The sequence below is a fragment of the Vibrio algivorus genome, assembly GCF_030161215.1.
Lineage (GTDB): Bacteria > Pseudomonadota > Gammaproteobacteria > Enterobacterales > Vibrionaceae > Vibrio > Vibrio algivorus.
On the sequence record NZ_BSPV01000005.1, the window covers coordinates 23,744 to 37,717 of the forward strand.

The 13,974-nt window shown below is 43.3% G+C and carries 9 protein-coding genes; 4 read left to right on the plus strand and 5 right to left on the minus strand.

What is annotated here, in order from left to right; all coding sequences use genetic code 11:
• Positions 1 to 17: 17 nt before the first annotated feature.
• Positions 18 to 854: a 23S rRNA (adenine(2030)-N(6))-methyltransferase RlmJ gene (locus QQJ93_RS08420; protein WP_089125028.1), complete on the minus strand. Its 837-nt coding sequence runs from the start codon at positions 852 to 854 to the stop codon at positions 18 to 20.
• A 264-nt stretch (positions 855 to 1,118) separates the two neighbouring features.
• Here QQJ93_RS08420 and prlC point away from each other — a divergent pair, with 264 nt between their 5' ends.
• Positions 1,119 to 3,173 carry an oligopeptidase A gene (gene prlC / locus QQJ93_RS08425; RefSeq protein WP_089125027.1) on the plus strand — a complete coding sequence of 685 codons (2,055 nt, stop codon included), beginning with the start codon at positions 1,119 to 1,121 and terminating at the stop codon, positions 3,171 to 3,173.
• 208 nt (positions 3,174 to 3,381) lie between these two features.
• Positions 3,382 to 4,269 carry an AraC family transcriptional regulator gene (locus QQJ93_RS08430; RefSeq protein WP_284186073.1) on the plus strand — a complete coding sequence of 296 codons (888 nt, stop codon included), beginning with the start codon at positions 3,382 to 3,384 and terminating at the stop codon, positions 4,267 to 4,269.
• On the opposite strand, the gene QQJ93_RS08435 is transcribed toward QQJ93_RS08430, so the two are convergent.
• On the minus strand, positions 4,258 to 5,133 hold the full coding sequence (locus QQJ93_RS08435) for an ArgP/LysG family DNA-binding transcriptional regulator (RefSeq protein WP_089125026.1): 876 nt from the start codon (positions 5,131 to 5,133) through the stop codon (positions 4,258 to 4,260). The genes QQJ93_RS08430 and QQJ93_RS08435 overlap by 12 nt on opposite strands.
• A gap of 125 nt (positions 5,134 to 5,258) precedes the next feature.
• Here QQJ93_RS08435 and QQJ93_RS08440 point away from each other — a divergent pair, with 125 nt between their 5' ends.
• Positions 5,259 to 5,885: a LysE/ArgO family amino acid transporter gene (locus QQJ93_RS08440; RefSeq protein WP_089125025.1), complete on the plus strand. Its 627-nt coding sequence runs from the start codon at positions 5,259 to 5,261 to the stop codon at positions 5,883 to 5,885.
• 311 nt (positions 5,886 to 6,196) lie between these two features.
• Here QQJ93_RS08440 and QQJ93_RS08445 read toward each other — a convergent pair whose 3' ends face one another.
• Both QQJ93_RS08445 and QQJ93_RS08450 read right to left on the minus strand, forming a co-directional pair.
• Positions 6,197 to 7,810, minus strand: coding sequence for an isocitrate lyase (locus QQJ93_RS08445; protein WP_089125024.1), 1,614 nt, complete (start codon positions 7,808 to 7,810; stop codon positions 6,197 to 6,199).
• A 165-nt stretch (positions 7,811 to 7,975) separates the two neighbouring features.
• A complete protein-coding gene (locus tag QQJ93_RS08450; RefSeq protein ID WP_284186078.1) occupies positions 7,976 to 10,147 on the minus strand; it encodes a malate synthase G in 2,172 nt (723 codons plus the stop codon).
• 211 nt (positions 10,148 to 10,358) lie between these two features.
• Between QQJ93_RS08450 and QQJ93_RS08455 the strand changes: the two genes are divergently transcribed.
• Complete coding sequence (locus QQJ93_RS08455) at positions 10,359 to 11,891, plus strand: DUF3612 domain-containing protein (RefSeq protein ID WP_089125022.1); 1,533 nt, start codon at positions 10,359 to 10,361, stop codon at positions 11,889 to 11,891.
• A 140-nt stretch (positions 11,892 to 12,031) separates the two neighbouring features.
• Here QQJ93_RS08455 and QQJ93_RS08460 read toward each other — a convergent pair whose 3' ends face one another.
• Complete coding sequence (locus QQJ93_RS08460) at positions 12,032 to 13,900, minus strand: PhoX family protein (protein ID WP_089125021.1); 1,869 nt, start codon at positions 13,898 to 13,900, stop codon at positions 12,032 to 12,034.
• Between the last annotated feature and the right edge of the window lie 74 nt (positions 13,901 to 13,974).

Consider the following 13,974-nt stretch of genomic DNA (forward strand, 5'->3'; position numbering starts at 1 on the left):
GTTTCATTTATTAATGATTATTCTGGAACAATCCACTCAACTTTGTGGTGGCCTGTGCTTGGTGCGATTGCCTGTTGTAGCATAGGTAAAATTTCCGTCATTTGACTTTCTAATTTCCACGGTGGGTTAATGACTATCATGCCTGATGCGGTCATACCACGCTCAAGACTATCGGCAGATACGCCTAATTCAATTTGCAAAATGTTACGAATATCGAGTTTTTTAAGATCGGCAATCATGTCATCAATAGTATGGCGATAAACGACAGGGTACCAAATAGCATAAATACCGGTCGCCCAGCGCTTATGGCTTTGTGCAATGGCTCTCACCACATCTTGGTATTCGTGAGCCAGTTCATAAGGCGGGTCGATGAGCACTAAACCACGACGTTCTTTAGGTGGCAAGCTGGCTTTTAAATGTTCAAAACCGTCTTTTTGATGGATTCTAACCTGGCGATCGCGATGAAACTCTTGCTCTAAAAGCGGATGATCACTGGGGTGAAGTTCTGTTAATACCATGCGGTCTTGATTGCGTAAGTGAGCACGTGCTACGCGTGGAGAACCCGGGTAGTAACGTAGTTCGTCACTATTATTGAGTTCTTTGATTGAATCTAAGTAGCTAGTCACTTCTTCAGGTAAATCTTGTCCCCAAATACGTGCGATGCCTTGTTTGTATTCACCAGTTTTTTCTGACCATTCGTGAGTTAAGTCGTAGCGGCCTACACCTGCATGCGTATCATGGTAAACGAACGGCTTATCTTTTTGTTTTAAGGCATTCAAAATTAAGCTCTGTACTATGTGTTTTACCACATCGGCATGGTTGCCAGCGTGAAAGCTGTGACGATAACTCAGCATGGTTTATCTCTTGAAATTGGGTCAATATTGCCGACCATGATACCGAATATTCTTGTGTCTTGCCTGATAAAAGAAAGCGTAAAGCAGTTTTTACTTTCAGCACCATTGAAATCTAGTGAGTTAGCCTACATTTATATCTAAAGAAAAGTTTCTAAATATAGAAGAATTACTATTCCCAAAGTAATTGGAGTTGCAGTGAGGCACGCCGTCAACAAAGCTGCAGCTTCAAGTACGAAGGGGATACACGAATTAAGGAAAGCATTCATGTCTAATCCGTTACTCTCATTCGTTGAATCTAAAGATGGTTTACCCCCGTTTTCTCAAATTAAACCAGAGCATGTCCAGCCTGCGGTAGAGCAAGCGATTGCTGATTGCCGTGCCCAAGTTGAAAAAGTACTTGCTGGTGGTGAAAAGCCAACGTGGGATACTCTTTGTGAGCCATTAACAGAAACCGATGATCGTTTAAGTCGTCTTTGGTCACCGGTCAGCCATTTAAATTCGGTTCAGAATAGTGAAGAACTACGTGAAGCTTATGAAGCCTGTTTGCCATTATTGTCTGAGTACGGCACTTGGGTTGGTCAACATAAAGGACTTTATGAAGCGTATAAAGCACTTAAAGCCAGTGATGAATTTGCTAACCTCAATACTGCGCAACAAAAATCGATCACCGATGCATTAAAAGATTTTGAATTATCGGGTATTGGTCTACCAGCTGATCAACAAAAACGTTATGGCGAAATCAGCAAGCGTTTATCTGAATTAGGTTCTAAGTTCTCGAATAATGTACTTGATGCCACCATGGGTTGGACGAAGCACATTACCGAGGAAGCGGAATTAGCCGGTATGCCAGAATCGGCAATGGCAGCGGCAAAAGCCAATGCAGAAGCGAAAGAGTTAGACGGTTGGTTACTAACGTTAGAAATGCCATCTTACATTCCAGTAATGACTTACTGTGATAACCAGGCATTGCGCCAAGAAATGTACGAAGCCTTTGTGACTCGCGCTTCGGATCGTGGTCCTAATGCAGGTAAGTGGGATAACACAGAAGTGATGGCGGAAGAATTAAAACTTCGTCATGAAATCGCGCGTCTGCTTGGTTTTAGCTCTTATGCTGAAAAATCCCTCGCCACCAAAATGGCAGAAACCCCATCGCAAGTGATGGAGTTTTTGAATAATCTAGCTACCAAAGCCAAGCCTCAAGGTGAGCGAGAAGTGGAAGAGCTGCGCCAATTTTCTGAGCAAGAATGTGGCGTGACTGAGCTAAACCTGTGGGACATCGCATACTACAGCGAGAAACAAAAACAAAAACTGTTCCAAATTTCTGATGAAGAGCTGCGTCCATACTTCCCTGAATCAAAAGTGGTAGCTGGGCTGTTTGAAGTATTAAACCGCGTATTCGGCATGACGGTGACGGAAAAAGCGGGTGTGGACACTTGGCATGAATCGGTGAAATTCTTTGAAATCACCGATGCCAATGGCGAGCTGCGTGGTAGCTTCTACCTTGATTTATACGCCCGTGAACATAAACGTGGCGGGGCATGGATGGATGAATGCCGCGTACGTCGCACCCTTGCTGATGGCTCAGTGCAATCTCCGGTGGCTTACTTAACCTGTAACTTCAACAAGCCTGTCGGTGATAAGCCTGCGCTGTTTACTCATGATGAAGTGGTGACGTTATTCCACGAATTTGGTCACGGCATTCACCACATGCTGACTCAAGTGGATGTGGCCGCGGTATCTGGCATCAACGGTGTGCCTTGGGATGCGGTTGAACTACCAAGCCAGTTCCTAGAAAACTGGTGTTGGGAAGAAGACGCGCTGGCGTTCATTTCTGGTCACTATCAAACTGGTGAGCCATTACCAAAAGAAATGCTGGATAAAATGCTGGCGGCGAAGAACTTCCAATCGGCGATGTTTATTTTGCGTCAGCTTGAATTTGGTCTGTTCGACTTCACGCTGCACTCGCAATACGATCCTGACATTGGTGCGAAAGTGCTAGAAACACTGGCAGATGTGAAATCTAAAGTTGCAGTACTGCCAAGTCTAGAGTGGAACCGTTTCTCCCATGCCTTCAGCCATATTTTTGCTGGTGGCTACAGCGCGGGTTACTACAGCTACTTATGGGCAGAATTGCTTTCAAGCGATGCTTATTCGCGTTTTGAAGAAGAGGGGATCTTTAATCAAGAAACCGGACAAAGCTTCTTGAATAACATCCTAGAAATGGGCGGAAGTGAAGAACCGATGGAGCTATTTAAACGCTTCCGTGGTCGTGAACCGAAAATTGATGCGCTATTGCGTCATGCGGGGATTGAAGGATAGAAAGAGCGGTTTCTAGTCCCTAGTTCCTAGGTGTAGTTGCTGTAAATCGATAAGCGATCAATATTTTTATTGATCGCTTTTTTTGTGTCAATTTGGTCCGTTTGCTTTGAAACGATAGCGGTATTTATACTTACTTTTATCTCCGCAATTTAGGTTAAGTAATAAATTTCTTTTTATCTGATACTTGGTGGCGAAAGAGAGGAAGAGCGTGGATAAAAATAAACAGCAGTATCTACAGCGGATGCGTAAAGTATGCGAATACATCTACCTGCACATTGATGAGGTGATGAGTTATGAAGCGTTAAGCCAAGTTGCTCATTTTTCGAGTTTTCATTTTCATCGTCAGTTTTCTGCCATCTTCGGCATGAGCACGACGACCTTTATAATGAAAGTAAGATTAAAACGTGCTGCCTATCAATTGGTTTTTCAGCCACATAAAAGTATTACGGATATCGCACTGGATGCGAGTTTTGATTATCTCGAATCTTTTTCACGCGCATTTAAGCGTCACTTCAACCAATCACCGTCTCAATTTCGTCGCGAGCCACAATGGCCTGATTGGTATGAACAATTTGATAGTAAAATAGGAATTAAGATGAAAGAGATTAATAACAACGTATTACTTGATGAGATCAGTGTTAAAAATTTAGAGCAGATTGTAGTCGCCGTTAAAGAACATATTGGCTCCCCAAGTTTATTGAATAACACGATTAGTCAATTTATTGATTGGCGTAAAAAGACGACTTATTCCCCTGTTAATTCTTCGCGCACTTTCGGTATTGTGTATAACGATCCGAATAATACGCCAGCGGAACAATTCCGCTTTGATGTCTGTGGAGAAGTAAAGCAAGCCGTCGGAGATAATGACTTTGGGATCGTCGATAAAACCATTCAAGGTGGTCGATATATTCATCTGCGCCATATTGGCCCACATCATTTAATGGATAACAAAATCTATTTTATTTTTGCGCAATGGTTGCCACAGAGCGGTGAAGAATTAGCGGATGCCCCAATGTTCTTTGAGTACCAAAACTTCTTCCCTGAGGTGTCAGAGCATGAGCTTATTACGGATATTTATGTGCCGTTAAAAGATTAACTCTTTTGTTTTATTCGATGCCAGTAAGGTAGACAACTTATCCAACACCGAGCCGCTTTGTTGCCAATAGTGCCAATACAGTGGTACTTGAATGCCGGTATTGTGTGGAAAAATATCCACCAATTGTTCCATGATAGGCTCGGCTTGCAGCACAGGTAATAAGCCATAACCTTGGCTATGTTGTACCATGTGAACCAAACCTTCACTGGAAGGGCAAATGTGATAGGGATAATTGGCGTGAAATCCCCATTGTTGCAGTGCTTGTTTGTGCAATTTATCTGAAGCGCCAAAAATCACCGCCGGAGCGTGTTCAAGAGCTATGCTTAGATCCCGCTTTGCAAAATAGCGTTGATAAAAATCTTCGGTGCAATAAAAGCGATATTCCATATGGCCTAAAGCGTAGCAGCGGGTGCCATTGAGTGGTTTGTCGCTGCTGCATAGACAACCGAGTACGATGCCTTCTTCTAAATGCTTCAATCCTTCACTCTGATCTTCAATCATAATGTCGAACATCACATCGTGCTGTTGGTTGAAATCTTTGGTCGCCTTAAACCACCAAGTGGCTAAACTGTCGGCGTTGACCACAATTTTGAGTGGATGCGATTGGACGCTGTCGCTCATTAAATGCTTGAGTTCTAATTCCATCTGTTTCACTTTAATCACATGATTGGCGAGGGCTTGACCGGTCGGAGTGAGGGATAAGGATTTACCCCGTTGTACTAAGATTGAACCGACGCGCTGTTCTAAATTGGTGATGCGTTGCGAAATAGCCGATTGAGTAATATTGAGCTCTTGCGCCGCAGCTTCAAAACTTCTTAGTGCTGCGATTCTTTCTAAGGATTCGAGTAATTTATAATCAAACATTTCACACCTTACTTAAGTAATACTTATGATTGTTTAAAAATTTTAATTTTAACTTATGTCTTTTGTAGCGCAATATTAGCGTCTATCAAGTGTGAGCTAGCAATGACAACTAAGGATAAAAGAGCATGTTAAGTGTGGCATTAAAAGGCGCGTTTGTATCAGGCAGTCTAATCGTGGCGATTGGTAGTCAGAATGCCTTTTTACTTAAATCAGGTTTGAAGAATAACTATGTGATGTTGGTGGCGACATTATGCTTTATGGGCGATGTTCTACTGATCAGTACTGGTGTACTAGGGGTTGGTGCATTATTACAACAAGCACCTGTGATGACAGAAATGTTAACCTTATGCGGCATCGTTTTTTTATGTTGGTATGGCTTTTTATCAGCAAAATCAGCATGGTGTGGTCAAAGTCATTTGGATATCGATAATTCAGAAGTGAGCCGTAATTGGATCAAAGTGGCGCTAATGACCTTGGCGATGACTTTTTTGAATCCTCACGTTTATATTGACACGATTCTCGTACTCGGCGGCATTACCTCATCACTTAACTTTGAAGAAAAGCGCTGGTTCTTAGTTGGGGCTTTAACTGCTTCTGCGGTTTGGTTTTATGGCGTGGCGTATGTTGCGAAAAAGTTGATCCCATTTTTTGCTAACCCGAAAACCTGGCAGATTTTAGATAGTGTGATTGCAGTGATTATGTTTTCGATCGCGGCGGGGTTGGTGAAGACGTTGTTAGTATCGAGTTCCTAGTTCCTAGGAGCGAGTTGCGAGGACGCTTCGCTCGAGAGCCGAAAAGAGTTTACGTGACTCGGTTCTTAGGCGCTTCGCTGCTCGTAATTCGAGTGTGGTAGGAATGTCAGTTCAGAATCTCTCAAAATGATTGGAGTCTTTTTCGAGCTACGAGCAGCAACGCGCCCGAGATTCCGAGCTCCGAAAATCATAAAAAAAAGCTTCACCATCTCTCGCCAACAGAGAGATGAGAAGCTTTTGGTTAAGGGAACTAGTTAAATATAAATCTTTTTCGAGCCACGAGCAGCGTAGCGCCCGAGACTCTACCTCCGTTAAGAGAACTGATTCATCGTATTATTCTCACCTGACGCTTTCAGTGCTTGGTCTCCAGAGAAGTACTCTTTGTGATCATCACCGATATTTGAACCTGACATGTCTTGGTGTCTTACAGAAGCTAAACCTTGACGAATCTCTTTACGTTGAACGCCTGCTACGTAAGCTAACATGCCTTGCTCACCAAAGTAGTCTTTCGCCAAGTTATCAGTTGAAAGCGCTGCAGTATGGTAAGTTGGTAGCGTGATCAAGTGGTGGAAAATCCCTGCTTGCGCCGCCGCATCACGTTGGAAACTTTGGATTTTCTCATCCGCTTCTAACGCTAGATCCGAACCGTCATACACTTGATTCATTAATTGGTCACGATCGTAAGCCGATACATCCTTACCTGCTTCTGCCCACATATCGAACACTTGTTGGCGGAAGTTTAATGTCCAGTTGAATGATGGACTATTGTTGTACACCAATTTTGCATTTGGAATTGCTTCGCGGATGCGATTTACCATGCCTGCGATTTGGCCAATATGCGGTTTTTCGGTCTCAATCCATAGTAGATCAGCGCCATTTTGCAGCGAAGTGATGCAATCAAGTACCACACGGTCTTCACCTGTGTTTGGTTTAAAGCGAACTAAGCCATTAGGAAGACGAGTCGGTTTAATCACCGCATCACCTTGTTTTAGTACCATATCACCTGAGCTAAGTTCGCTCAGAGATTGGATCTCAACACCATCAATGTAGGCATTGTATTGGTCGGCTAGATCGCCTGGTGTTTGTGATACTGGGATTTTTTGTGTCAGGCCTGCTCCTAGTGAATCAGTACGCGCGACAATGACACCATCTTCTACGCCAAGTTCTAAGAATGCGTAGCGAACTGCGTTGATTTTTGCCAAGAAATCCTCATGTGGTACGGTTACTTTGCCATCTTGGTGGCCACATTGTTTGGCATCTGATACTTGGTTTTCGATTTGAATACAACATGCACCTGCTTCAATCATCTTTTTCGCCAGTAGGTAGGTCGCTTCTTCATTACCAAAGCCGGCATCGATATCGGCAATGATAGGTACCACATGAGTTTCGAAATTATCGATTTGTTTTTGTACCGCTTGAACCTTCACTTGATCGCCAGATGCTTGCGCCGCATCTAAATCTTTAAATAGATGATTTAATTCACGCGCATCGGCTTGCTTTAAGAAGGTGTACAGTTCTTCAATTAGCATCGGCACAGAGGTTTTCTCGTGCATAGATTGGTCGGGTAGTGGGCCAAATTCAGAACGCATTGCCGCCACCATCCAACCTGAAAGGTATAAGTAACGGCCACGGGTGGTTTCAAAATGCTTTTTAATGGAAATCATTTTTTGTTGGCCGATAAATCCATGCCAGCAACCTAAAGATTGCGTGTAGTTCGCTGGATCTTGGTCATAAGCGTCCATGTCTTCACGCATAATTTTTGCGGTAAAGCGTGCAATATCCAGCCCTGTTCGGAAACGATTTTGCAGACGCATGCGAGCCACGTATTCTGGCGTGATGGCATTCCAGGTGCCTTGGCTTTCGATGGTGTTTTGCGCATCAGTAAGTTGTTGCTTATAGCTATTTTGATCGGTTGTATTTGGCATAATGATTCCCTTCTATGTTTCGTTATCGGATAGTCAAATTGTTGCTGTCGATTTCTTATTAGTTGTAAGTTAATTTGTGTACTTTAATTGGTTCCTGGTTCCTGGTTCCTAGGGCTTTGGCTTTTTCTAGCCGCGAAGCGTTACTAGGGACTAGAAACTAGGGTCTTAATTCCCTTTTGCCCAAACTCGATATTGGTGTAGTAACGGTTCCGTATAACCACTTGGCTGATTTTGGCCTTGGAAAATCAACTCTCTTGCTGCTTGAAACGCTAAGCTTTGCTCAACATTTGGCAGCATAGGTTGATAGCCTTCTGCCCCTGCATTTTGTGTATCTACCACTTGCGCCATTTTGTGCATGCTGTCCATTACTTGCTCTGGGCGGCAAATTTTATGTAATAACCAGTTGGCAATGTGTTGGCTGGAAATTCGCAAAGTTGCGCGATCTTCCATTAATTCGACATTATTAATATCAGGCACTTTTGAGCAGCCAATCCCCATTTCTACCCAACGCACCACATAGCCCAAAATGCCTTGAATATTGTTATCGAGTTCGGCTTCAATTTGTTGTTGAGAAAGTGTTTCCTCTAGCAATTCAAGGGTTAATAAATCCGCTTGATTCGTTGGTGTGCGTTCACTAACGGCTTGTTGCTCGGCAAATACATCCACTTGGTGATAATGCAAAGCGTGCAATGTGGCAGCGGTAGGCGAGGGTACCCAAGCGGTATTGGCGCCAGATTTTGGGTGAGCCACTTTAGTTGCCATCATGGCTTTCATTTCATCGGGCATTGCCCACATGCCTTTGCCAATTTGTGCTTTGCCTGTAAAGCCACACGCTAGTCCGACTTCAACATTGTTGTTTTCATAAGCCTCAATCCAGGTTTGTTGTTTAATATCCGCTTTGGGTTTAAAAGCACCGGCTTGCATGCTGGTGTGGATTTCATCACCAGTGCGGTCAAGAAAACCAGTGTTGATGAACACTACGCGCGATTGTGCGGCGCGGATGCATTCTTTTAGGTTGACGGTTGTGCGACGTTCTTCATCCATAATCCCCATTTTTATGGTATTTGGCTCAAGATCGAGCATTTTCTCTATACGTTCAAATAGGTCATTGCTGAATGCCACCTCTTCTGGGCCATGCATTTTCGGTTTAACAATATAAATGCTGCCAGTTCGGCTATTAGTCACGCGGCATGCTGATGGATTTTTAATTTCAATCGCGCCAATTAAGGCAGTGATCACCGCATCAATTAACCCTTCTGGCATATTTTTGCCTTGCGAGGTTTGAACTAAATCACTGGTCATTAGGTGGCCAACATTACGAACTAATAGTAGTGAGCGACCATGCAAGTTATAGTCATCCCCATTTTTATGGGTGTAACTACGGTCACAGTTCAGCCGACGGATCTGGGTTTGATTACCTTTATTGATCGTGGCCGTTAGGTTGCCAGTGATTAGACCAAACCAATTACGATAGGCTTCCAACTTATCTTGGCTGTCGACTGTGGCAACCGAGTCTTCAAAATCCATAATGGTAGAAAGCGCTGATTCCATTTGAATATCATCCAAGCCGGCAATGTCATGCTGACCAATGGCACCTTTGCGGTTAATTATTAACTCGATGTGTAAGCCGTGATTTTTCAACACGATAGAAGTCGGTTCTACATCTGGATTACTAGAGGCAACAAACTGACAAGGCTGCGCTAAACCAGATTGACTACCATCAGGGAACGTCGCCAATAAGTGATGAAAATACACTGAATAGCTTTGAACATCGTGATGTGAGCCTTGTTTTAGTGGGAAGCTGTCATCTAAAAAGGTTTTGGCAAAATCAATGACATGTTTGCCACGAGCGGGATTGTATTTCTTACCGGCTTTTAACCCTTCCGATTGAGTAATAATGTCACTGCCGTACGTAGCATCATAAAGACTACCCCAGCGAGCATTAGCGGCGTTAAGTGCAAAACGAGCATTTTTAATTGGTACTACAAGTTGTGGTCCTGCAAGTGTAGCAATCTCTTGATCTACATTTTGGGTGCTGATTTGAAAATCGTCGCCTTGTTCAACGAGATAATCAATTTGTTGTAAAAATGCCTGATATTCATCTTGATTAAATCTAGGGTGACTTTTATGCCAGTCATCAATTTGAGTTTGTAGGCGAGTACGAGTTTCTAACAGCGCTTGGTTTTTCGGCGCAAGATCATTCAGCAGTTGGCTGAAATTAGCCCAAAATTTCTGCTGATCGAGATCGGTTAGTGGCAACACTTGTTGATTGACGAATTGAACTAGCTCGGCATTAAAGTTGTGTTGAGTCGCTAATGTAGTCTGTGTGCTGGTCATTGGACCATCGATAGTATGTGCTAAGTTCATATTCGTTCCCTCATGTTACGACTTGTTTTTGAGCCACCGTTTTCTTAATCAGTGACCGCTGTCTTAAAGTTGAACATAAAATGCTGCTTTTTTATCCTGTGACTAAAAGAATAGCGATAAAATAACTAAAATTTCACAAAGAAAATTACACAGTGTAAATTTTACAAATAAGAGGTCAGGGATGAAGGCATCAAGTTCGTTAAATAGACAGTCACACTTTCTCGGCACTAAGGTTCGTAACTTACGGAAACGTAATGGTTTAACCTTGGAAGATTTATCGTCACGTTGCATTAAAATTGACCCTGAAGATGCCCCGTCGGTGTCGTATCTTTCGATGATTGAACGAGGCAAGCGAGTGCCAAGTGAAGCGATGTTGGATGTGATCGCGCAGGTATTTCAAAAGCCGTTGCAGTGGTTTTTAGATGATGCCAGTGAAGAGCAAGAAATCACCCCAGAAAAGGGGAGTCGTGGTGGCATTAATGGTATGGTGCTTGAACCAAGCTTTTTGTTTTCCAATGATATTTTACAAATTGCTATTCCTGAAATGCTGTCACAAACCGGCACTACTGGGCATCAGTTTGCCCATCTTTTGATTCGTGCTCACCAAGAACATCATCAAAATCATTTTCCTGATCTTGAAAAGGCGGCAGAAAAAGTTGGCCAAAAACGTATGCCGTTGTCGGTTGAAGATTTATTGGATATTTGTCAGGAAGTCGGTGTAAAGATCAAATGGTTCGATGAGCCATCACAAGATGTGGAGGATATTCATGGGGTGAAGTCCAAACATATTGTGCGTTCTTATGCTGAAGCACCGGGGGTAATCCGAATCAACCGTGCACTAAAAGCCACCCCAGAAAAACTTAAATATGATTTAGCGGTACACATAGGCCATAAAGTGTTGCACAACAGTGATGGTGAAAAGCATGTTATTGCCTCGGATAATCGTAATTTATCTACTTTAATGCCGGATCAAACACGAGATGTGAATAACCTCGATTCCAAACATATTTTGCAAGCTTGGCGAGACTTTGAATGCTCATTTTTTGCTGGTGCCTTGTTATGCCCGAAAGTACCATTTCGTCAGTTACTCGACCGGCATGGTTATGAGATTAGTGTGAGTAAATTAATTGGCGTGTCAGAGTCAGTTGTCATGCGTCGTATGACTGCGGTATCACCGTATCCTCATTGGCATTATTTCGATGCTTATAATCCCGGTAAGCTAAAAGCAGTATATCGTGGCAATGGTATTCCTCTACCTTGGGGTAATATGCGTATGGTAGAAGATCCGTGTCAGCATTGGTCGGTATTTCGTATGATAGGTATTCCAGGTAATACGCCAGTTGCGCAAATTTCAGTGTTGAATCAAGATGGTGTGCCACATATTTATTGCTGTGAGTCGGTTAAAGTTAAAGACATGGCGGGCAATTACCATGTGCTATGTTCGGGCGTTGATTTGAATCCAGCGTTAGAAGCTCAAGGGGAAGATGCGGTTGCGATAGCCACTGCTCTGCAAAAAGAGTGTGTGCGCAAAGGTGGGCAATGTGAGATCCCTTACCAAATAAAACAACAGCTACTTACCGTGGCGCGGATTTTAAATATTAATTGGATTGAACGCGGCATCGAAAATCAGGCGAGAGTGATTTGTTCACGTGGAGGAATGTGTCCAAGGCAACCGAGGTGTTATAAAGAGAAGTCCCTAGTTTCAAGTTCCTAGTTTCTAGTTTCTAGGAAGTGGAAGAACGTTGATTGTTGGACATAAAAAACCAGAAGCGCACAGTGCGTTTCTGGTTTAGTATTTTTTATAGCGACAGTGTTTTTCTAGGAACCAGGGACTAGCAACCTAGGGACTGCTATTTACGCTCCTATCACCCCACCATCTTCACGAGTGATTTTGATGACGGTAGAACGTGGAATACCATCAATTGCGGAATAAGAACCGGTTGGATGTTGCACGCCAACAAACATGGTTCGGTAATCTGGGCTAAAGGTTAGTCCGGTAATTTCACAACCCGTTGGGCCGGTTAAGAAACGCTTGATTTCACCAGTATTGGGATCGCCACACAACATTTGGTTATTGCCCATACCAGCAAAATCGCCTGAGTTTGAGTAGTTGCCATCGGTTTGAATCCATAAGCGGCCATCTTTATCAAACCCAATGCCATCGGGGCTATTGAACATGTTTTCAGGCGTAATATTATCACTGCCTGAACGGGGATCATCACTGGCATAAATCTCTGGGTTGCCGGCTAATACATAGATATCCCAGAAGAATTGCTCGGAATCGTGTTTGCCATTTTTCGGTTGCCAACGGATGATATGACCGTAGATATTGTCTTCTCGTGGGTTGGCTGGGTTGACTTCTTGGTCGTCACGTACACCACGATATTTATTGTTAGTGAGTGTACAAAAAACTTGCTCATTATCAGGGTGAACGGCAACCCATTCAGGGCGATCCATGGTGGTTGCGCCGACTTGAGTCGCGGCTTTACGTGCAAAAATGAGTACATCTGCTTGGCTATTAAAACCATTTTCTGGGGTTAGGCCATTTTTGCCAAAAGTTAGCTCAAGCCATTCACCTTTACCATGCATATCACCATCTTTGGCGGTAAATTTAGCGACATACAAAGTACCTTCATCCAGTAAATCTCGGTTAGCTTCTGGTTTATGGGCTTTATATTTGCCTTTTGATACAAACTTATAAATATGCTCGCCTCGTTCATCATCCCCAAGGTAGATGATTACACGACCATTTTTGTCGATGGTTAACGCTGCATTTTCATGTTTGAAACGACCTAATGCAGTGCGTTTTTTCGGTTTGGAATTTGGATTCATTGGGTCAATTTCCACTACCCAACCATGGCGATGATTTTCATTCGGTTCTTTTTCGATATCAAAGCGTTCATCAAATTGATGCCAATTAAACCAGCTATTGCCTGAATTAATGCCGTAGCGTGCATCGTCTTCCGGTACTTCAATTTCATTTTGACTACCAAAGAGACCATTAAAATTTTCTTCACAGGTAAGGTAGGTTCCCCAAGGTGTTGCGCCATTGGCACAGTTATTAAAAGTGCCAAGAACTTGTGTGCCTGTTGGGTCAGCGTGGGTTTTGACTTTATCGCTTCCTGCCGCAGGGCCGGTTAATTCCATTTCTGTATAAGCGGTGATGCGACGGTTTAAACGACCATCGACATTGACTTCCCAGCCTTGTGCACCCTTGCGCAATTCAACAATAGAAACACCAACCGCTGCTTGAGAACGACGAACTTTTTCCGCGGTTAGGTTCTCGCCTTGGTCATCAAATAAAGTTCGGTAATCGGTATTTTCATTGTTGACCGCTAATACTGCACGATTGCGACTAAGAGGTAGGAAAGTCATGCCATCATTGTTATCGCCAAATTGCATTTCTTGGTCGACCGCTGAGTTTGATTGAGAAAATGCCGCGGCCGTAGGCTTGATAGCATCACCCCAAGAAATTAAAGATTCTGCACGGTATCCCCTAGGGACAATAACACTATCTTGGGTTGAGGATGATATAGGAGAAAAGCCGAGTAATTCAGGGGCTTTAGGTGGGCGAACCATGGCATTAGCAATCGGAGAGGCGGCAAAAAAAGCGGCTGAGCTACCTGCTGCAGTGGTTTGTAGAAAACGACGACGGCTCAGCCCTTTCTCAATAATTTGTGAAAAATCGCTAATATCAGCTTTAGACGGGTTTTGCTTGCTCATAATTGATTTCCTATTGTTATTATCAAAGATGAGCAGAGGTTAATGATGAAATGTAACGTTAATATTGCAGAGAA